Annotated in this window: 17 protein-coding genes and 1 pseudogene; 8 read left to right on the forward strand and 10 right to left on the reverse strand. The window is 72.0% G+C overall.

Translation table 11 applies throughout. From position 1 onward, the window contains the following. Positions 1 to 32: 32 nt before the first annotated feature. Both AC0VYD_RS21830 and AC0VYD_RS21835 read left to right on the forward strand, forming a co-directional pair. Positions 33 to 635, forward strand: a complete 603-nt coding sequence (locus AC0VYD_RS21830; protein ID WP_475477275.1) for a hypothetical protein — start codon at positions 33 to 35, stop codon at positions 633 to 635. Positions 636 to 819: 184 nt separating this feature from the next. Further along, positions 820 to 2550 (forward strand): serine/threonine-protein kinase, encoded by a 1731-nt coding sequence (locus AC0VYD_RS21835; protein ID WP_475477276.1) that lies wholly within the window; start codon positions 820 to 822, stop codon positions 2548 to 2550. Positions 2551 to 2552: 2 nt separating this feature from the next. On the opposite strand, the gene AC0VYD_RS21840 is transcribed toward AC0VYD_RS21835, so the two are convergent. The 3 genes from AC0VYD_RS21840 to AC0VYD_RS21850 form a co-directional block, all read right to left on the reverse strand. Further along, positions 2553 to 3626 carry a hypothetical protein gene (locus AC0VYD_RS21840; protein ID WP_475477277.1) on the reverse strand — a complete coding sequence of 358 codons (1074 nt, stop codon included), beginning with the start codon at positions 3624 to 3626 and terminating at the stop codon, positions 2553 to 2555. A gap of 320 nt (positions 3627 to 3946) precedes the next feature. Continuing rightward, on the reverse strand, positions 3947 to 6409 hold the full coding sequence (locus tag AC0VYD_RS21845) for an ATP-binding protein (RefSeq protein WP_475477278.1): 2463 nt from the start codon (positions 6407 to 6409) through the stop codon (positions 3947 to 3949). Positions 6410 to 6669: 260 nt separating this feature from the next. Next, a complete protein-coding gene (locus tag AC0VYD_RS21850; protein ID WP_475477279.1) occupies positions 6670 to 7344 on the reverse strand; it encodes a GmrSD restriction endonuclease domain-containing protein in 675 nt (224 codons plus the stop codon). A gap of 617 nt (positions 7345 to 7961) precedes the next feature. Between AC0VYD_RS21850 and thpD the strand changes: the two genes are divergently transcribed. Further along, on the forward strand, positions 7962 to 8867 hold the full coding sequence (thpD, locus tag AC0VYD_RS21855; protein ID WP_475477280.1) for an ectoine hydroxylase: 906 nt from the start codon (positions 7962 to 7964) through the stop codon (positions 8865 to 8867). A gap of 139 nt (positions 8868 to 9006) precedes the next feature. On the opposite strand, the gene AC0VYD_RS21860 is transcribed toward thpD, so the two are convergent. The 3 genes from AC0VYD_RS21860 to AC0VYD_RS21870 form a co-directional block, all read right to left on the reverse strand. Continuing rightward, complete coding sequence (locus AC0VYD_RS21860; RefSeq protein WP_475477281.1) at positions 9007 to 13053, reverse strand: TcpE family conjugal transfer membrane protein; 4047 nt, start codon at positions 13051 to 13053, stop codon at positions 9007 to 9009. 18 nt (positions 13054 to 13071) lie between these two features. Beyond that, positions 13072 to 13395 carry a hypothetical protein gene (locus tag AC0VYD_RS21865; RefSeq protein ID WP_475477282.1) on the reverse strand — a complete coding sequence of 108 codons (324 nt, stop codon included), beginning with the start codon at positions 13393 to 13395 and terminating at the stop codon, positions 13072 to 13074. Positions 13396 to 13478: 83 nt separating this feature from the next. After that, on the reverse strand, positions 13479 to 14444 hold the full coding sequence (locus AC0VYD_RS21870) for a conjugal transfer protein (RefSeq protein WP_475477283.1): 966 nt from the start codon (positions 14442 to 14444) through the stop codon (positions 13479 to 13481). A 397-nt stretch (positions 14445 to 14841) separates the two neighbouring features. Between AC0VYD_RS21870 and AC0VYD_RS21875 the strand changes: the two are divergent. The 4 genes and pseudogenes from AC0VYD_RS21875 to AC0VYD_RS21890 all read left to right on the forward strand — a co-directional run. Then, positions 14842 to 15138, forward strand: a pseudogene (locus AC0VYD_RS21875) (hypothetical protein); the annotation flags it as partial. Positions 15139 to 15146: 8 nt separating this feature from the next. Then, positions 15147 to 15431, forward strand: coding sequence for a hypothetical protein (locus AC0VYD_RS21880; protein WP_475480385.1), 285 nt, complete (start codon positions 15147 to 15149; stop codon positions 15429 to 15431). Between the two features lie 61 nt (positions 15432 to 15492). Then, positions 15493 to 15657: a hypothetical protein gene (locus AC0VYD_RS21885; protein WP_475480386.1), complete on the forward strand. Its 165-nt coding sequence runs from the start codon at positions 15493 to 15495 to the stop codon at positions 15655 to 15657. Then, positions 15654 to 16355: a hypothetical protein gene (locus AC0VYD_RS21890; protein ID WP_475477284.1), complete on the forward strand. Its 702-nt coding sequence runs from the start codon at positions 15654 to 15656 to the stop codon at positions 16353 to 16355. The genes AC0VYD_RS21885 and AC0VYD_RS21890 overlap by 4 nt, the downstream gene beginning before the upstream one ends. Before the next feature lie 413 nt (positions 16356 to 16768). Here the strand turns inward: AC0VYD_RS21890 and AC0VYD_RS21895 are convergent, their stop codons facing one another. The 3 genes from AC0VYD_RS21895 to ychF are packed head-to-tail and all read right to left on the reverse strand — an operon-like array spanning position 16769 to position 18458. Beyond that, positions 16769 to 17071, reverse strand: coding sequence for a HigA family addiction module antitoxin (locus AC0VYD_RS21895; RefSeq protein WP_475477285.1), 303 nt, complete (start codon positions 17069 to 17071; stop codon positions 16769 to 16771). After that, entirely contained in the window at positions 17058 to 17339 is a 282-nt protein-coding gene (locus tag AC0VYD_RS21900; RefSeq protein ID WP_475477286.1) for a type II toxin-antitoxin system RelE/ParE family toxin, read from the reverse strand. The genes AC0VYD_RS21895 and AC0VYD_RS21900 overlap by 14 nt, the downstream gene beginning before the upstream one ends. A 33-nt stretch (positions 17340 to 17372) precedes the next feature. After that, on the reverse strand, positions 17373 to 18458 hold the full coding sequence (gene ychF / locus AC0VYD_RS21905) for a redox-regulated ATPase YchF (protein ID WP_475477287.1): 1086 nt from the start codon (positions 18456 to 18458) through the stop codon (positions 17373 to 17375). Between the two features lie 282 nt (positions 18459 to 18740). On the opposite strand from ychF, the gene AC0VYD_RS21910 reads away from it, so the two are divergent. Beyond that, entirely contained in the window at positions 18741 to 19706 is a 966-nt protein-coding gene (locus tag AC0VYD_RS21910) for an FkbM family methyltransferase (RefSeq protein WP_475477288.1), read from the forward strand. A gap of 49 nt (positions 19707 to 19755) precedes the next feature. Here the strand turns inward: AC0VYD_RS21910 and AC0VYD_RS21915 are convergent, their stop codons facing one another. Next, a complete protein-coding gene (locus tag AC0VYD_RS21915; protein WP_475477289.1) occupies positions 19756 to 20454 on the reverse strand; it encodes an alpha/beta fold hydrolase in 699 nt (232 codons plus the stop codon). Positions 20455 to 20583 lie beyond the last annotated feature (129 nt).

Raw genomic sequence — 20583 nt, forward strand, 5'->3', positions numbered from 1 at the left:
GGGGCGGCAGGCCCCTGCCCAGGGGTGCCGTCGTGGCGGTTCTCCTCCAGGCGGTCATCTACCCGACCCTCGTGGTCTTCGGGACGCTGGCGGTCTACGTGCCTGTCCTCGTGGTCGTGGTGGTGTTCGGGCTCCACTACGTGTTCTCCCCCCTGTTCTTCGTGGTCCCCCTCACGGTGCTCCTCCTGCTGTCCACCATGCTCCTGCGGCGGCACCTGGGGTCGGCCGGGTTCCACCGCCCGGGGAGCGCCACGGCCCTGATGGTGGCGGCCGTGGTGGTGGGGGTCGTCCACGCGCCCCTGTCCGCGGCACTGGGCTGGCGGGGCGGCGACCCGGTGGTCGTGGCCGGGGTGTCCGTCTACGTGATGGTCGTCGCGGTCGCGTCGGTGCTGCTGTGGACACGGGCACTGACCTGCTCCGGGTACCGCATGCGCTGGGCCGTGCTCGCCCTGGCGCTGGCGGTGCCGCTGACCACCTCGGTCGCGTGGGGGTACACCAGGGTGTCCTGGGAGCTGGAGCTGGACCGCAGGGTGGAGGAACACGTCGGCTACGACCAGATGCACCCCGCCGACCGGGAGGTGCTTCGACGGGAGTACGAGGAGGGCCTCGGACAGCCGGGCCGGGGGCCGCGCTGACCGCTATCGGTCACCCGTGGTTGGCTCCGAAGCCGCCGTAGCGGGCAGGTTTACGGTTGGAGTCCTGCTGGAACAGGTTCAAGAACGGCGGTTCCCCTCGCTGTCGCCCCAGACGGCGGGCGGCCCCCTCCGGGCGTGACCGGCCCGGGCGGGCCCCTCGCACCGCCAGAAGGGAAGCCACCCCATGCCGACCCCCGGGCAGACCCGCATCGGCCGCTACGAACTGCGGAAGAGGCTGGGCGTCGGCGGGATGGGCACGGTCTGGCACGCCTGGGACCCCGCCCTGCGACGGGACGTCGCGGTCAAGGAGGTCCTCCTCCCCGACAACATGGGCCCGCGGGAGCGTGCCGAGGCACACGCCCGCACCATGCGCGAGGCCCAGGCGACCGCCCGGATCAGCCACAGCTCCGTCGTCACCGTCCACGACGTGCTCGAATACGAGTCGAGCCCGTGGATCGTGATGGAGCTGCTCGACGGGACCTCACTCCAGGACCGCCTCGACACCGGGGGGCCGATGCCGGTCGAACGGGTCGAACAGGCGGCGCGTGCGCTGCTGGGCGGGTTGCGGGCCGCCCACGCGGCGGGGGTCACGCACCGCGACGTCAAACCCGCCAACATCATGTCCACCAGCGACGACCGGACGGTGCTGACGGACTTCGGGATCGCGAACGTCGACGGGGGCACGGCGCTCACCCAGACCGGTGTGTACATCGGTTCGCCCGAGTACATGGCGCCGGAGCGGTTCGAGGGCGCGCGGGCGCTGCCCGCCTCGGACCTGTGGAGTCTCGGGGTGACGCTGTACGCGCTGTTGGAGGGGCGTTCGCCGTTCAAGCGGGACAGCATCACCGGCATGATCAGCGCGGTGCTGACCGACCCGATGCCACCGCCGCTGACCCGGAACCAGGACGCACGGGCTCCCGAGGGAGCGTCCCTGCGCGCGTTGATCGCGGCGCTGCTCACCCGGGACGTGGCGGCCCGGCCCGGACCCCGGGCCGCCCTGGAGCTGCTGGAGCGGGAACGCCGGGCCGCGCAGCGGGATGTGGTCACGCACAGGGCGCCGCTGCCGCCGAGCGGGCCACAGCAGCCCCGGCCCCCGGCCGGACCCGGTCAGGCCCCGGTCGGCGTACCGCGGGTACCGGGCGTTCCCCGGCGTCCGCCGAGCGGACCCCAGCAGCCCCAACCGCCGAGCGGGCCGCATCGGCCTCAGCCTCCGAGCGGACCCCATCGTCTCGTGTACCCGCAGGCGGCTCCACCCGGACCGACCGGGCGTATCGCGGGCCCCGTAACCGGGTCCACCGGTCGGTTCGCGGGTCCCGCTCCCGGCCGGACCGGCGGCTTCACGGGTCCCGTCCCCGGACTGGGAGGGGCCAGCGGACCGGCGCCCGGCGGCCCAGTGCCCGGCGGACCGGTGCCGGGCCGGGCGGTCCCGGCCGACGCGGGCCTGCGGTTCCTGCACGGGGTCGGGCACACCGGCCCCCGTCCCGGGGCCGCGGCGGCTCCCGGCCACGGCCGCTCCGGCAGACCGGACACGGCCAAGCCCGCACCGCTGCTCACCGCCATGGTAATGCTGGGGCTCAACGCCCTCGCCCTGTTCGTGTTCACGGCCCTGGCCGCGAACCGGGCAAGCGAGGACGGCTCCGGCGCCGGGTGGGGCAGCGTGGTGTTCCTGGGGCTGTGGGGGGTGGTCTCGGCCTTCGCCGCCTTCGGGCTGCTCACCCGGTCCCGGCTGGTGTACGCGCTGGTGGTGATCGTGCAGGGGATCGCGGCGGTCTCACTGGCGATGAGCATGTTCACGGTGTTCGTCCACAGACCGGAACTCATGGTGCTCTACGCGCTGATGCTGCTGTACACCCTGGCCGTCGGCGGGCTCCTGCTCGTCCCCGCCTCCTCCCGCGCCTACTTCGGGCTGGGTTGACGTCAGCCCGGGCCCGCCGACGCCGGCCCCTCCGGGCCGAGTCCGGCGAGGCCGGTCACGGCGGCGCGGACCCTGGCCCCGCTCTCCTCACGGACCCGGCGGGCGGCCTCAGCGGTGTCGGCGAGCTCCGCGACCTCCGGGGAGCGGACGGACAGCAGGGAGGCCTCGGCGCGCAGGTCGGCGTAGGCCGCGGTGGCGTCCAGGGCCTCCTGACACTGCTCCCACTCGCGGTGCGCCAGGACCGCGGCGTCCACCAGCCGCCCGTACTCGACGATCTGGCCGACCCGGTCCCGGATGTGGCCCTCCACCGCGGCCAGGTGCCGCCGCTGGGGTTCGAGTGCCTCGCGTACCCGGGGCGAGGCCGCCCGCTGCCACCGCAGGACGTACCCCCGGCGCAGTTCGCGCTGGCGGGCCAGCAGGGAGGCGACCCGCCACTCCTGCTCCCGCAGGACCGACAGCCCGCGGGCGAGGTCCAGACCGTCGGACCGGCCCAGTTCCGCCCGGGCGTCGACGACCCCGTCCACGGTCCGCTGAACCGCCGCCAGCAGGCCGTGGTCGGCCGTGCTGATGTCCTCGGGCCACAGGACCCGGTCCCGGTGGCGTTCCTTCGGGGGCTCCTTCGTCCCCGCGGTGAGGGTGTCCGCGGTGACCAGGCCGACCAGCAGCGCGAACAGCAGCCAGGGGGCGCCTCCGAGCGGGTCGGGCGGCAGGACGCCGAACAGCCACGGGGGCGCGGACACCAGGACGGCCCCGCCCACCGCGGCACCGGCACCGCGGACCGCCGGTGCGGCCTCCCTGCGCAGGGCCAGTGCGGTGACGTAGGCGACCAGGCTGATGCCGGCGATCACCATGGCGAGGTACCAACCCGCGGTGAACAGCGCCAGGAACAGGGTGAACCCGACCCCGAGCAGTTGGATGCCGCCCTCGCGCAGGCGCAGGGCGCGGCTGGTGTCCTCCCGGTCGGTGCGCGCACGGCGCGGTGCGGGGGCGTCGGCGCCCCGGAGGAGGCCCTCGCGCAGTTCCTCGGGCAGGGCGGGGTCGACGACGGGGCGCGGCCGGATGACGTCCTCACTCATGGGCGTTCCCTCGTGAGTGGTGGGTGTCGGTCGGGATGCGGGGTCGTCCGGAGGGGCGGGGAGGAGGTGTGAGGAGGCGGTGGTCGGGGGTGACCGTCCGGGGATCCGGGGCCGGGCGGTCGCCCGGGTCGGGGCGGGCTGCGGGTCGGCCGGGACCGGGGCCGGGGCGCGGTACGGAAGGGCGGACGACAGTCTCCTCGTTCCCCGTCCGCGGGGCGCCCGAACCCGGCTCCCCGCGCCCCTTCGGCGCCGGTGGCCCGCCCGCGCCCGCCTCCCGCCCTCCCGAACCGCCGCTGAACTGCGCCTACACGAGGAGGCCGCTACTGGTCGCGGCCGTTAACGGACACCAGGGAATCTCCCGCGGGCCGCTCGCGGGTGGGGTTGGTGTCCAGCCAGTGCAACAGACCCTCGGAGACCAGGTCGACACCGATCCGCCCGGTCCGGCCGTCGAGGTCGCGGAAGAGGCACTCCCCGTTCCCGAGGTTGCGGAGCACCGCCATGTGGTCCTCGTTGGAGTCCACCCCCAGCAGCGCCATCACGTCCGCCACCTCGTGGGCCTCGCTGGACCGGAAGGCGAACACCGAGGACAGGCAGTTGGTGACCTGCTCGTTGAGCATGTCGCCCGCGTTCTGCGACACCAGGATGAGCGCGGTGTTGCGGGACCGGCCCATCCGGGAGACCTCGGGGACGAGTTTGGCGCCCTCGGGGGTGGAGGTGACCGCCCACGCCTCGTCCAGGAAGATCGCCTTGGGCAGGCGCCGGTCGAGGCCGTTCATCAGGCGGCGGGCGAACTGGGAGACCAGGTAGAGGAGTGCGACGGACAGCCGCTGCTCGTAGGAGTAGTCGTCGCGGTTGACGCCGGAATCGGGCAGGGTGAGCCCGCCCAGGGTGAACACGGTGGTCCACCCCTCGGTGTCGATGCGCGCCTCGCCCTGGGGGTCGAAGCACAGCGAGGCCAGCCGCATCTCCGACATGGACCCCAGGACCGCCCCCAGGTTGCGGGAGGCGGCGTCCTCGGAGGAGACCAGGTGGTCGACGACCTTGGCCAGGGAGGGCTGGGGCTGGTTGGCGACCGTGGCGACCGCCTGGATCATCGCCGACTCGCGCTCCTCGCTCATCCGGGGCAGCAGCAGGCGCAGCGTCTCGGTCGCCATGGTCTTCTTGGCGGCGAGGTCGTCACCGAACGCGAAGGGGTCGAGCAGACCGGGCTGGGCCGACCCCAGCGACATGATCCTGGCCTTCCGGCCGCGGTGCTTGAGCAGCTCCACGAGGGACTCGGCGTCGCCCTTGGGGTCGATGGCGGCGACCGTGACCCCGCGCAGCGCCAGCTGGTAGATCATCAGCAGCGCGAGGGTGGTCTTGCCGCCGCCGGGCTCGCCGGTGATGGCGATGGCCGTGGGGCGGTTGCGGGCCGCGGCGACCATCGGGTCGAAGTGCACGATGGACCGCGCCCGGCCGATGGTCTCGCCGACGTAGGGGCCGACCCAGCCCCCGCCCCGGCCGTCCTCGCGGTCGCCGACGTCGACGGTGGCGGTGGGCATACCGCCCGCGATGGTGCGCAGCGGCTGGCGCTGGGCGTAGGCGTTCAGGCGGATGCGGTCGCCCGGCAGGGACTCGTTGAACAGGGAGAACTGGTCGCCGGTGGAGTTGATGACGTCGATGCCGATGTCGCGGTAGTGCTCAACGACCGCCTCGACGTGCTGGCCGAGGAGGCGTTCGGTGGGCGCGGAGACCATGAGCCGGTGCCAGCCGTACACGAACGGCAGCCGCTCCTTGGTGATGCCGTGCTCGAGCATGCGGGCGGCGTCGATCTGCTCGGCGAGCGCGATCGGCGCCTCGACCCCGGCCTCGCGGATGTGGGCGTCCATGTCGCGGGCGTGCGCGAGTTTGCGGCCGACGTCCTTGGATGCCTTCGCCGGCGGGATGAGCTTCATCCGGAGCGAGATCTCGACGGGGAAGGGCAGCGCGTCCGCGTGGTGCAGCCAGGGCTCGCCGTCGGGGAAGGGCATGAGGTCCGGGAAGCGGGCGAACGACAGGAACGCCACGTAGGTGGACCCGGCGGGCTGTTCGAGGCGGAGCATGGAGCGGCCGTTGTGCACCACCCCGTCCACCAGCGCCTCGATCTCGCCCCGGCCCCAGGTGCGGCGGCCCGCGGCGGAGGGTCGGGGCTCCTCGGCGGTGCCGCTGACCGCGTGCCGGATGAGCCAGGCGACCTCGTCGGAGGTGGCGTGCCGGGCGTGCAGGGAGCTGGCGGCCAGGGCGCGGCCCAGCCGCTCGGACTGGTCGGTCCAGCGGGCGATCTCCTTGTCGTCGATCGCGTCGTCCTCGATCCCGAGGATCTGCTCGGTGCGCTGGTAGGCGCCGAAGAACTGGGAGAAAAGGCCCAGGCCGACGCCCGCGTTGCGCAGCCCCAGGCGCACGCCCAGGTAGACCTCCTTGGTCCAGAAGTCCTTGGCCCACACGTGCCGGTACATCTCGTCGAGGTAGTCGTACCAGCCGGGTCCGGCGTCGGCGGTCCCGTCCAGCCGGGTCGCCCACTGGGCGGCCGGGTAGGTGCGGTGGGCGACGCGCAGGTGCACCTCGGCGTCGTTCATCCGGATGGCGGCGAGGGCGATGGTGATGTTGGTGGCGAGCGCCTGGCGTTCCTCGGGGGTGGTGAACTCGTAGGACACCGTGGGGAGCCGGAAGTAGGCCCAGGCCTCGTTGTCGCTGAAGAGCACACGGTCGTCGAAGTAGCGGACCGCGAGGCGGGTCGCCCCACGGGTCCCCCTGGTGCCGGTCATCTGCTCGCCCTTCCTCGTGACAGCGCTGGCGGTTCCGCCCGTGAACCATCACCCATAGTGCTGCATCCGGCTGTGGCTGAGAAGCCGGGACCGTTTCGGCGCGCCAGAACCCCGGGCACGGGGCGGGCCGCCGGGGTTCCGCACGGGTCCGGAACCGGAATCGGCCCGGCCCGTGCGAGGGGCCGGGCCGAACCGCACGCCGTCGGCGGGTCAGCGCCGTCCGGGCCGCTGGGCGGCGTCCGGCCAACGTGCGCCGTCCGCTAGCAGGCGGTGTCGAGGGTGCTCTGGAGCACGGACTCCTCGGAGGAGGTGACGGTGAGGTCGTAGACGTACTTCACGTTGATCCAGGACTTGGCGTAGTCGCAGTGGACGGCGGTGTTGGTCGGCATCCACTCCGAGGGGTCCTTGTCCCCCTTGGTGCTGTTGCTGGACGGGGTGGCCAGCCACAGCTGGGAACTCGTGACGTCGTTGGCGAAGTCGGCGCGCCGGGAGGTGGACCAGTCGGCGGCGCCGGTCTTCCATGCCTCGCTGAGCGGGACCATGTGGTCGACGCTGATGTCGCCGGGGACGTCGTACACCCACTCGTCGTCGAAGGCGCTCCACCAGCTCCCGGCGGTGGGCTGGCAGCCGGAGTCGGTCACGACGCCGTGGCCGTCCCGCTGGAGCACGACCTGGCGGGCCGTGCAGGGGCTGTCGACCACGTACCAGTGCGGGAAGAGGCTTCGGTCGTAACCGGACTGCGGGCCCTTGGGGGCCACGGTGAGCGAGTTCAGCTGGGACTGGGCCGCGGAGTCGCCGGGGATGTTCGGCGGAAGGGTGTGGTCGGCGGCGGCCGGGGCGGACCAGCCGAGGACGATCGCCACCACGGCGGCCGAGACCGCGGCTGCGGCGCGGGCGAGCACACGGGGGGAGGGGGGCCTGGGCGGAAGGGGCACTGAGTTCTCCTCTTGAGCGGGTCGAGGAAATACGGACCCCACCACTGTGGGGTGGAGAAGCCTTTCATGCCAGTACCCGCGAGGGTAATTCCGCGTGAACCGGAGGGCACGGGGAGAGAACTCCGAAGACACGCGCGACGGCGCGTGGAGTAGCGTGCAAAGTCGCGTGCGGGAGCACGGGCAGGGACGCGCGCCCGGACCCCCGACAGCGGTGGAAACACCCCTCGACATTGCACCGCGAGCCGCACCAGATGCATGTGAAATAGATCACATAGACAGATGCGCCGAAGCGGCTCGGAGCCTGAGATCCGCCTCCGCAACTGGACGACCTGGGATGATTACAAACAGACGGCGATCGGAGGGCTGGACGATCACCCTCCGCGACACCGTGCAGGTGAACACCACCGAAAGGCGGAGCGGGGGCACCGAAAACCCGCAGGCAAAGCCGCCGAGAAATATGTTTTCGCCCATATAGTATGGCTGTACTACCCAGCGTCCCGATTCGTAAACCCACGCCGAAAAGGGTGCCGGATATCCTCCTCCCGCAAGTTTGTTAAGTTCGCATGTCGTACGGAGAACCCGATTCTGAGAGGAGCACCCTCACCGAGGGGAACGGCATGACTCTGCAAATGGATCTTCCGACCGCGGACGAGTACCCGACCCGAAAGGCCACCGAACCGTCCCTGCTCTACCGCAGGGACCCCGTCGTCTGGCAGGGCTCCGAAGGAGGCCCGTTCACCTCAGGGGAACTGGAGGGCTACGACCGCCGCGGCTACACACAGGTCGAGTCGATGGTGAGCCCGCAGGAGGTCGAGGCCTACCGCGCCGAGCTCCGCCGACTCAGCTCCGACCCCGCGCTGCGCGCCGACGAGCGCGTGGTCGTCGAACCGTCCTCCGACGAGGTGCGTTCGGTCTTCGAGGTGCACAAGGTCAGCAAGGTCTTCCACGACCTCGTGAACGACCCGCGCCTCGTCAACCGCGCCCGCCAGATCCTCGGATCCGACGTGTACGTGCACCAGAGCCGCGTCAACTACAAGCCGGGCTTCGGCGGCGGTTCGTTCTACTGGCACTCGGACTTCGAGACCTGGCACGCCGAGGACGGCATGCCCCGTATGCGAGCGGTCAGCTTCTCCGTGGCGCTCACCGACAACTACACCCACAACGGTGCCCTGATGATCATGCCCGGGTCGCACCGGACCTTCGTGTCCTGCGTGGGCGAGACCCCGGACGACCACTACCGCTCCTCGCTGAAGAGCCAGCACGTGGGCACCCCGGACCAGGCGTCCCTGACGATGCTGGCCGACCGGCACGGCATCGACGTGCTCACCGGCTCGGCGGGCGGCGTGACCGTGTTCGACTCCAACTGCATGCACGGCTCCGGCGGCAACATCACGCCCTACCCGCGCTCCAACGTGTTCATCGTGTTCAACAGCGTGGACAACGCGTGCACGAAACCGTTCAGCGCCAACGGCGCCCGCCCGGAGTTCCTCGCCGCCCGGGAGAACGCACCCGTCGGCCGGTAACTCCGAACCCGACCATGATCTTGCCCCCAGTGCAGTCCTCGGTCGTCGAGCCCTGCACTACGGGCAAGATCACTGCTGTGGAGGCGACGGCACGGCGGGCCCGCCCCCGACCGGGGGCGGGCCGCCGTGTGCGTCCGGCTCAGGTGGCCGTGGAGGCGGGGGCCAGGGCGTTGACCAGAACCCCGCCCAGAGCCCCGTGGGCGCGTTTGGTGGCCGGGCGGAGGGCACCGACGTCGATCTTCGTGTAGGAGGAGCCCAGGTGGTCGTCCCACGGGATCCGCACGATCGCACGGCAGCGGCCGCGGGCCACCCGCTCGGCGGCGTCCACGTCCTGGAGGCTGCGCTTGCTCACACCGTTGACCACCAGGACCGAGTTGGCCCTGAGGGCGCCGTAGCCGTTGCCGTCCAACCACTCGAAGGTCATGGAGACCGCGCGCTCGGCGTCCGCGCTGGCCGGGGCCACCAGGACGAGTCCGTCGGCCACCGGCAGGGCCCGGGCCACACCCGTGGCGGCCGGGTCCAGCAGCGTCACACCGTAGAACCCGCCGAGCAGACCGGTGAGCTGGCCGTAGTCGCGGTCGTCCAGGGTCTGGACATAGGGGTCGTCCAGGGTCTGGACGACCTCCAGCCCGGTCCCGGCCCGGCCCGCGTAGGAACGCATCCGGTCGTACTCGTCCACGGAGTCGGCGTTGGCCAACAGTGCGGTGAGGGTCTCCGGGGCCTGCGCGCCGACCCGGCGGGACAGGCCGTTCGGGCCGGGGTTGACGTCGACCGCCACCACCCGGTCGTCGCGGTGCGCGGCGAGGGTGTGCCCGACCATCAGGGCGGTCACCGTCTGCCCGGCGCCACCGGTGCAGCCGAGGACGACCAGGGAGCGCGGTTCGGCCAGCGGGGTGCGCAACCGCTCAATGTCGCTGGCGGGCAGGTCCGAGCGGACCGGCGCCCCTCCCCCGGTGACGACCTTGGCCAGACGGCGCCAGCCGCGGGTACCGCCGGAGTCGGCGGCGGGTTCCTCGGCCTGTCCGGCCGGCTCGGGTTCGGGCCGTTGCGAGGGCACCCCGTTGGGGGTGTCCCCCAGGCGGGCCTGTTCGCCGGTGCCGTGGTCGAGTTCCAGTTCGGGCTTGGCCGGGTCCGTGTCGGCGGACGCGGGTCCGGAACCGCGGGGCGGGTCGGGTTCCTCCCCCGGAGCGGGCTGGCCGAAAAGCTGGCCGATGCGCCGGGCGTTCTGGGCGACCCGGTGGAAGACCCCGTCGTGCAGGTCGTGCTCCCCCGGGGCGCCCCGGGGGGCGTCCGCCGCGGTCTCCCCGGCACCCGGAGCGGTCGGCTCCGCACCCGCCTGCGCCGCCCGGGCCCGTGGCTCACCCTCCCCTGCGGCCGGAGGGTCCATCGGGGCGGCCGGAGAGTGCGCAGAAGCGGTCGGGGCGGTGGAGGCGGCCCGCATCGTCCGGGACAGCCGGTCGGAGCGGGCCGGGGCCTCCGGTTCGGTCCTGGCCGCCTCAGGGGTCCGGCGGGAGCGGAGCGCGGCGGCCTCCGCCTCGGCGAGCTCGGCCTCGGTCCTCCTGGCCGCGGACTCGGACGTGGACTCGTCCTCGGAACCGGGTGCCGGGGCCGCGGGCTCGGGGGAAGCCGTCCCGGCCCCGTGACCGGAAGCGGCGGGGGCGGGGTCCTTACGGACCTCCGCGAAGCTCACGAGCTCACCCGTGCCGTGGTCCAGCTGTGTGGGCGGCTTGGGCCCCTCGTCCGGCTCGGCGGCGGCCCCGGCCGCACGGCGCTCGGCCTCCGCCGCCTCCTCCCGAACGACCCGTTCCCGGTCCTGGCGCTCCCGCGCACGCTGTTCGCGGGCCTCCTGTTCGCGGGCCTCCTGTTCGCGGGCCTCGGCAGCGGCTCGGCGCTCCTCGCGGAGCTCGCTGACCGCGATCACCGGGTTGTCGCGGTCCCCCACCTTGGGCTGGTCCGGGTGGCGGCGCTTGCCGTCGTCGAACCACTCCGAGGGGTCCCTGCGCTCGTCCGCGCGCTCCCCGGAGGGCACGGCGTCGGCGAACTTGGGCCGCGGCGGGGCCGGGGTGTCGGCCTTGATCAGATGCTGGTCGAGCACGGACATGTGCTCGGACCATTCCGGGCCGCGCTCGGCGGGGTCCTCCTGGGCGGGCTCCACCGGCATGGCCTCGTGCTCGCCGGTGCCGTGGTCCAGCTGTAGCGGTGGTTTGGCGGCACCGTCCGCCGGGACCGGGACGGGTTCGGTCCCCACCGACGGATCGGAGCCCGCCCCGGCCGCTGGTTCGGTCGCAGCCTCCGGTTCGGGCTCGGCCTCCGGTTCGGATCCGTTCCGGGGGGCGGCTCCGAGGCTGGTCGCGGCGTGGGAGGTCTGCGGCCCGGCCTCGGAACGGCCGATCCCGGCGTCGCCCCCCTCCTCGCGCGGCCCCCGCCCGCTCTGCCTCCGGTCCTGTTCCCCGTCCGGTGCGGCCTCCCCGGGCGCGCCGGAGGCCGGGGGCAGCCACGGGGCCGCGGACACCTCGTCGGCCGCCGTGGGGCGTCCGGTGGCGGCGGCGTAGCGGGCTGCGTAGTCGGACAGGTCCGGGTAGTCGGTCCCGCCGACGGCCCTCGGCCGGCTCCCCTCACCGTCGGCTTCGAGCGCCCACGGGGCGGCGTGCGGACGCCCCTGGCGCCGGGTCTTCGACGACCGCTCCGGACCGGCTCCCCCGCTGTCCGGGAGGGCCTGCCCCCGGGCCCTGGTCCTGGGCTCGGGCTGGGCCGGGCGGAGGCGTTCGCGCACCGGAGCAGGTTCCGGGCCCGCATCCGCGACGGGCTCCTCCTCGTCAACGGTGCGCTCACGTCGGTCCGCGAGGTCCTTGGCCACCCTGATGCCCTGGACCCGGCCGCGCAGGCGGCGCGCGGCGGCGGACTCCTCGTCCGTCCCCTCCGCTCCCGGAGCCGCCGCACCCTGCTCGGCAGGGTGCCGCTCGTCCGCGTCCCGCGCGGGGACGGGTGCGTCCGGGGTGACCGCGTCGGCGAGTTCGGCGCTGCTCATGGCGCCCGTCTCGCTGGCGGCGTAAGCGCCCTTGGAGGTCAGTCCGAGGGGGGTGTGACCGGAGGAGGCGCGCAGCTGGGCGAACCACGCGTCGCGGTCGCGCTGCTCGTCATCCTCGGTGACGTAGAGCGGTTCGTCGAAGCCCTCACCGGTGTCGTCGGCCTCGGGCAGGTCCCGTCCCGGTCCCCGGCGGCCTCGGCCCTCGTCGGTGCCGTCGGTGCCGTCGTCACCGTGGTGTCCGCCCCCGTCCGGACCGGGACCGTCGGCGCCGGGTTCCGTCCCCAGGCCGAAACCGAAGTAGTTGAGGACACGGCGGCCCACCCCGGAGCGGGCACGGTCCTCGTGCTCGGGGGTGTCGGCGGCCAGCGCCCGGTGCCCGAGCCCGTCCTGCTGCTCCGCCACGGCACCCTCCGCCCCGATCGGGGCGGGGCCGTGGCCGCCCGGGCCGGGACCGCCCGCAGTGGCGGCGGCAACGGCCGGGACCCTCCGGGCGGAGGTTTGCTCACGGACCGGGGCGTACTCGACGGAGTCGTCGGTGTCGGGGCCCGGGTGGGACACGGGTTCGGGGGCGGGACGGGAGGCGGCGCCCACGGGCACACCGCGCAGCGGCGGCGCGGCCTCGGGGTCGGCGCGCAGACCGCTGCTCCCCGCGGCCGGCTGCTCCTGCGCGGCCGATGCCTGATCCGCGTCCTCGGAGACGGCGGCGAGCCCCCTCCCGGCGGCCTCCTCCGCCTGGACGCGACGGGCCGCGCTCCGGGTCAGGGGCAGGGGCCCGGCGTCGGGGTCCCGGTGCCACACCCGGGCCGAGACCCGGGCCTCGGCGGGCTCGTACTCGGGGGCCAGCCGGGTGTAGACGCGGGCCTCGACGAGGAACCGCGCCTGCGAGATGAGCAGTTCGGTGAGGCGTTTCCCCTCGACCACCGGCCGGGTGGCCAGCACGGTGATCACTCCCGGCGGAACGACCCACAGCACCAGGTGCCAGCCGTTGCCGAAGTCGAACGGGGCGTTGAGGATGCTCAGCAGCACCACCCACAGCGCGAACACGCCCAGGGCGACCCCGAAGGTACCCACCGGGAGCGGCATGGGCAGCCGGAAATCGTAGAGCTTGTACAGCCGCTTCTCGATACGCCAGATGTTGGTGTACGTGGGCAGATCCACGTTTCCGGCCTCCCTCGCCTATTCCGTCGATACGCCCATCGCTCGGGCGAGCGCCACGGCGATGACCTCGATGATGCCGGGGACGTAGAAGACGATCCCGATGAAGATCGCCAGGATGATGAACTGCATGAAGCGGGTGATCTCCCTGGTGAACAGGAAGAAGATCGCCACGATGGACACGATGACGAGGAAGAGCGGTCCGAAGAAGCCGCGCAGGAAGTCCGCGAGTCCACCGGTGTCGGGGGCGTTCTCCGCGGGGGTGGTCCCGTTCGCGAGGGAGATCGGGTCGGCGCTGCCGAGGGCCGTCATGGCGTCGGCTGCGGTGGACAACAGGGGGAGCATGTCAGGCGCCTTCCTCCGCTGTCGGTGCTGGTGTGCACATGGTTTCTCTCGTCTCCTTGCCTACGGGCCCCGTCACCGTCCGGTCACTCGCCGAAGGAGTGCGGGGCGCCCTGGATGTCACGCACGTACCACTCGTTGCCGGAGTCGACGATCGTGACCAGGTAGTTCTGCACCACCTGACCGGTCTCGCCCGCGCCGTCGTCGGAGTCGGCGGAGGGCAGGGACCAGACCACGGTGGTCGCCACCTGTCGTACGTCATCATCCCCGGTCGAGGACTGGGATGGCACCGTCAGATCGGACAGTTCGTGGAATTCCAGGCTGTTCGCCGGAAGCGGGGCGATCGCGGCACCCGGTTCCACGTAGCGGTCGAGGTGACCGGGCTCCTGCGCGTAGGCCTCGAAGAAGCCGGGGAGCACCTCCCAGAGCTGGTCGGCGACCTGCGGGTCCTCCTCGAACGAGGAGCCCGCGGGCAGCTCGGCCAGGTCGGGTTCGGCGAGCAGGGCGGGGCGGCCGGAGAGGACGAGGGAGTCGCCGTCGCTGTAGACCGGCACCTGGAGGCTCATGGTTTCGCCGTTGACGTCGGCGCGGACGACCACGAGGGCGTTGTACTCGTCGCTGACGTCGACGGCGACCACGGTCAGGTTGTCCCCGGTGAGGCTGTCCGCGGGGACGTTGAGCAGACCCGCCTCGCCCTCGGGGACGAAGGCGGCCAGGGCGGCCTGCCGGGCTTCGGGGTCGGAGGTGTCGAGGTAGGTCTCGGCGAAGCGCAGCGCGAAGGCGGCCGCGGAGGTCTCGGGGAAGTCGACCGTTTCGGCGGTCTCGGGTTCGGCCGCGGAGGTGGGGAGGGAGAAACCGTTGCGGATGGGGAACCAGATGCCGTTGAAGACGACGACGATGATGAACGCCCACAGCAGGACGCGCCCCACGCCGACCCACCAGCGCCCGCCCGCGCCGGCGCGCGGCCTGCGGGGAGGCGGAGCGTCGAGTTCGCGGTCGGTGTCGTCCGCCCGGTCACGCACCGCGGTGTCGCGCCGCGACGTCTTGGCCATCCCCGCCTCCTCCACACAGTGACGCGCCGGCTGGTACGCCGACGCCCGAACATCATCGCGCCGTCGCCGACGCTTCCGCCATGCCCTTGTCTACCCCATCCCTATAGTGAGGCATTGTGCGGGTTGGGAGCCGCCAGGGCGAGTCCGCGTTTCCCCGTCGGGTGCACATTGTCCCCCATGGAAGAACTTCGCAAAAAGCGCAGAATATGGCAATGCGCCACTGAACTCACCCTATGGTTGTGCACGTCAGCGTATTTCTGGCCAGACCGTAAAGGGATTAGTCACCGTTCGGAGAGCAAGACCTGCCCCCGGAGGACAGGAAACCGTTGACCGGATGTAACCGGGATCTCCCCGAAGGTATCCGCCGACGCGACCGGCCGACGGCCGAACCGCTAACGTGGGGACATGGCCGCGCTGCCCGAATGGATGCGTCCGCCCCGGGAGGAAGGCTGGTTCGCGGAGGACCTGGACCACCTCCCGGAGGCCCCCGGCACACCGAGCTCATCGACGGAGCACTCGTCTTCATGACGTCCCCCAGCGCTCCTGGCACGGCCGTCTGGTCACCGGACTGACCACCGCACTGACGGACCAGGCTCCCCGGGGCATCGAGATCGAACGGGAGATGACCGTTCGGCTCGACGCGCGCAACCGGCCCGAACCCGGCCTCCTGGCCACCAGCGCCCCTTACGAGCCCGATCGCACGTGGTACGCCCCCGAGGACGTCCTGCTGGTCGTCGAGGTCGTCTCACCCGAGTCCCCGCCCACCGGGACCGGACGGTCAAGCTCCGCAAGTACGCGGAGGCCGGGATCCCCCACTACTGGTGCGTCGAGGAGGAGAACGGGGTCCCGGTCGCCCACGTCTACGAACTCGACGGGCCCACGGGCGCCTACGCCCCGGCCGGTATCTTCCGGGGCGCGCTCCAACGGCCCCTGCCCTTCGGCCTCGACCTGGACCTGGCCGGGCTGCTGCCCCGGCGCCGGACCTGAACGGCGGTTCAGCCGGTACCGGGCTGCGGGCACAGCGGTACCGCGGCGTAGGGTTCCCGGCATGGAACAACGACTCCCCCCACTCACTCCGGGCGTGCGCGACGCCGCCGCGGACCGCTACGGGACGGTGGGCTCCGAGCGCCGCTCCGCCCCGGGCCGCACCGTCCTCCCCGGCGGTGCCGGAAACACGGAGCAGGGCGCAGGAAGGCCGGTGACGAGACCGTGAGCGGTAGGAACGGATCCGTCCGGCGCAAGGTGGGCAGGGCACACCCGGCCCGGCGGATGGAGCGGGTGTTCGGGTACGGCGCTCTGGCGGGGCTGGGGCTGTTGCTGCTGAGCATCCCGATCGGCATCGTGACCAACCTGGTCACCGGCGAACTCGAAAGCCCGGTGTTCCTGGTGCCGCTCGGCCTGGGCACCGTACTTGCCTGCGCGGGCTGGGTCATATGGGGCTCGTGGTCGGCGACGCTGGACCAGTACACCGAACCCCTGAGCACCACGGCGAAGCTCACCCTCGCCGGTACCACCGCGGTCATCCTGAGCGTGCTGCTGTTCTTCGGCGCCGGAATCCCCGTGGTCATGTACGCCGACGCCGACCCTCCGCCGGGGTGGGTGATCCCCACCGTGATCGGCATCGGCGGCACGGGGGTATTCCTGTTCACCGCCACCCTCGTCGGCTCGGCCGTCTACGGAGGCGTCGCGCTGGGCGGGCCGCGCTGGTGGTGGGTGGGGGTACTCCTGTGCGCAGGCATCGCGGCGACCAGCGCCGGCTGGGCGGTCGGGCACGTGCCGACCGCCGTGCTGGGTGCGCTCAGCCTGGTGGGGGCGATCGTCGGCTACCGCCGGGCGCTCAAGTCCGGCCTCCGGAAGGGCAGGCCGGACGCCGTGGAGGCGGACGGCCACCGCAGGGGGCGCGGCCGGTGACCGCGGACCGGACACGGCGAGGGGCGGGCCGAGTATTCGGCCCGCCCCTCGCGTGAATGCGTGGATTCGAAGGGTCAGACGTTGAAGCGCAGCTCCACCGCGTTCCGGGACCGGGCAAGGTCTCGTCAGCACCTCATCTCGTGTCCGCAACGACTCAGCCGGACATCAGAGCTTCACGTCAGCCCCGTGCCGCCGCTCCAGCAGGCGACCCCCATGCGTCGTACCCAGTCGCGAAGATCCGCGTCCACGGCGGTTGGCTGTTCGAGGTGAACGGAGACCTGGCGTACGGCGATGCCCGCGAACTCCTCGCGTTCAATCGTCGAGCGCGCGCAGCAGGCGGTGATCGAGGCCGTTGCCGTGCACGGCGATCACTGGTGCCCCTGCACCGCGCCGGAGGACGTTCGGCTCAGGCGTCATACTGCTTGCAGAGGCGTGATCGCCTCGATCTGCTCGGCAACGCGGTCTTCCACCAGATCGAGCTCGTAGCGCGTCTGCAGGTTGAACCAGAACTGCGCCGACGTTCCGAAGAACTTCCCGAGACGCAGCGCCGTGTCGGCCGTGATCGCACGCTTGCCGTGCACGATCTCGTTGATGCGGCGCGGGGGTACTCCGATCGACACCGCAAGCTTGTTCTGCGTTATGCCGAAGCCCTCGATGAAGTCCGCCATGAGCACTTCACCTGGGTGAATCGGCGCGATCTTGTCAGTGGTAGTCAACGATCTCGACCTCCTCGGGGCCAGCGTTGGTCCACACGAAACAGATCCGCCACTGGCTGTTGATCCTGATGCTGTGTTGCCCAGCCCGGTCACCTTTCAGTGCTTCGAGCCGGTTTCCGGGTGGCACGCGGAGATCGCTGAGCGACTCCGCAGCCCCCACCTGGCGGAGCTTGCGCAACGCGACCCGATGGATTCGAGAATCGATCGACCGTACGCGCTCACGACGCCACAACCGTTCAGTGTCCTTGTTGCCGAACGACCTGATCACAGCATGAGCATATAACGTGATACGTCAATAACGCTAGACGTTAAATCGGAACTCCACCACGTCGCCGTCGGCCATCACGTAGTCCTTGCCCTCGATGCGGACCTTGCCCGCGGAGCGGGCGGACTGCATGTCCCCGGCCTCGACCAGGTCGTCGTAGGAGACCACCTCGGCCTTGATGAAGCCGCGCTGGAAGTCGGTGTGGATGACGCCGGCCGCCTCGGGGGCCGTGGCGCCCTGCTTGATCGTCCAGGCGCGGGCCTCCTTGGGCCCGGCGGTCAGGTAGGTCTGCAGGCCCAGGGTGGAGAAGCCGACCCGTGCCAACTGGGCCAGGCCGGACTCGGTCTGGCCGAGGGACTCCAGCAGCTCCTGGGCCTCGTCCTCCTCCAGCTCGGCCAGCTCCGCCTCGATCTTGGCGTCGAGGAAGATCGCCTCGGCCGGGGCGACCAGGTCCTGGAGCTTGGTGCGCAGGGCCTCGTCGGCGAGCTCGTCGCTGTCGAGGTTGAACACGTAGATGAACGGCTTGACGGTGAGCAGGCTCAGCTCACGCAGCCGGTCCAGGTCGATGTCCTTGGCCTGGGACAGGGAGACGCCCTCGTCGAGGATCTCCTGCGCGGCCCGGGCGGCCTTGAGGAGCTCCTGGGCGTTCTTGTCCTTGGCGTTGCGCTTGGCGTCCTTCTCCAGGCGCGGAACGGCCTTCTCCAGGGTCTGGAGGTCGGCGAGGATCAGCTCGGTGTTGATGGTCTCGATGTCGCGGGAGGGCTCGACGTCACCGTCGACGTGTGTGACGTCGGCGTCCTCGAAGGCCCGGATGACCTGGCAGATGGCGTCGCTCTCGCGGATGTTGGCGAGGAACTTGTTGCCCAGGCCCTCACCGGTGGAGGCGCCGCGCACGATGCCCGCGATGTCGACGAAGTCCACCGTCGCCGGCAGGATCTTCGCCGAGCCGAAGATCTCGGCCAGCTTCGCGAGCCGGGCATCGGGCACGCCCACGACTCCGACATTGGGCTCGATGGTCGCGAACGGGTAGTTCGCGGCCAGAGCGTCGTTCTTGGTCAGCGCGTTGAAGAGGGTGGACTTGCCAACGTTGGGCAGGCCGACGATCCCGATAGACAGACTCACAAGGTCAGAGTCTATGCGGACCAAGGGGGCGGCCGGTCCGTCCCCGTCGGAAAGCAGACGCGGGTGCGAAACCCCAGCCAGCGAAACCCAACCACCCAAACCCAATCACCGAAACACAGTGCACTCATGACACTACCCAGAGTAGGTTCGGTGTGCGGCCGGGCTCCAGGGGCGGGAACCGGGCACACACCTGCGGGCCACAGGAGCGCGTCCGAGGGGCGACGGAGCGTTCGCCGCCCCGGCAGCAGCCACCACGGCACCGTTCTTTGGGGGGAAGACACTGTGGTCCAAGACCAGCTGCGCGCGTTCGTGCACCGATACCCGATCGTGCGCTTCGCCACCCGGCAGATCCGCGTCCACCTGCCCAGACGGTTCGGCGGCCTGGACCCGTCCAGGGTCCCGCCGCGGAACCGCCGCTTCCGCCTGGACCTGCCCCGGCCCGCGGACGACCGGCGCAGGGTCGGCCCGGACACACTCACCCTCCAACTGCCCGGAGACCTGACGGTTCCCCGGCGACTGGCCACCTCGGGCCTGTCCAGACACGAACCCGGCAGCCTCGCCAGCTTCATGGCGATCCTCGACCACACCCGTCCCGGCGCGGTCCTGGACATCGGCGCGGGCGTGGGGGTGTACTCGATGCTGGCGGCCGCGCGTTCCCGCTGCCCGGTCTTCGCCTTCGAGCCCACCCCGGAGCTCGCCTCCGCCGCAAGGTCCCTCTCGGCCTCCGCCGACCTGGGCTTCAGCGTCGTGGACCTGGCACTGAGCAACCACAACGGCACCGGACACCTGCGCCGGGCCCTGCACAACGACATGTGCAACCGGCTCGTACCCACCGCCCGGCTGGGGTTCGCGCACATCACCGTGCGCACGGCCACCCTGTCGCGCTGGAACGAGACCGCCGCCACCTACCCGACCGTGGTGAAGATCGACACCGCCGGAACCGAACCGGACGTGGTCGCCGGGGGCCTGGAGGTCCTGCGGCGCTACCGCCCCTGGGTGATGACCAAGGTGCGACCCGACCGGGGAGTGGAGGAGCGCCTGATGGCCCTCCTCGACCCGCTGGAGTACCGGTGGTTCCCGATCAGCGGCGCCCCGCCCTACGAGGCCCGCACCGAGATCTCCGGCAGGGCGTCCCCCGCCTGGGAGCGGATGTGGATGCTCGCGCCGGAGGAACCTTCGAGCGGGTTCTGGGATTCGGTCACCGTGTGGCGCGAGGCCCTGGAGAGGTGTCGGAGCGGACCCGCCTGATTCCCGGGGACGGTGTGTATCCGCTCGGCCCGCACGTGTCGGGACCGGCTCAGATCCAGCCGTCCAGAGCGGTGAGCAGCCCCGGGAGGTCGTCACGGTGGATGCAGTGCCCGGCCCCTTCCACCGTGCGGACGGTGAAGCCGCGGTCGGCCAGGGTGCGGGCGCCCTCGGGCCCGACCGGCGAGCCCACCCCCGCGACCACCGCGAGTGAGGGCACCTCGGCGGTTTTGGGGAAGTTGTCCAGCCCGGCGACCTGTTCGGCCACCCAGGTGTGGAAGTCCGGGTCGGCGGCCGCGAAACCCTCCAGCTCGATCCGTACGTCCTCGTCGCTCCACAGCGGGTGGAGTTCGCGTACGCGGGCGGCGTCGGCGGTGGCGTACACCCGGCGGATGCGTTCCGCGGTCCCGTCGGGCAGGGGCGGGACGCGAAAGGCCGGGTCCAGGTATACGACCCGGGCCGGGCGCAGGTGCTCCAGCGCCAGGGACACGGCCACGCAGCCGATGGAGTGGCCCATGACCAGGTCGGCTCCGGCGGGCAGCGTGTCGACGAGGTCCTGGCGGAGCGCCTCCGTGGAGTACTCGCCGCGCGGGCTGTCGCCGTGCCCGCGCAGGTCCACCCCGACGACCCGGTAGCCGCGGCGGACGAGTTCGTCCTCCACGGCGTGCCAGGTGCGGTGCAGGGCCGACCCGCCGTGCACGAGGAGTGCGGTGCGGTCTCCGTCTCCGCTGGTATGGGTGGCGAGGCGCATGTGGGGCCTTTCTCCGGGGGCCGCGGATGTCACGGGGGTTCCGGAAAGCGTGAGTCTTCGACTCCGCCCCGGCAACCCCCGCCGGTGGCCGGTTCCGGTCAGGGGCCGGGTGTCGGCGGGCCCGCCCCG

Source organism: Nocardiopsis sp. iso_40 (assembly GCF_056173285.1).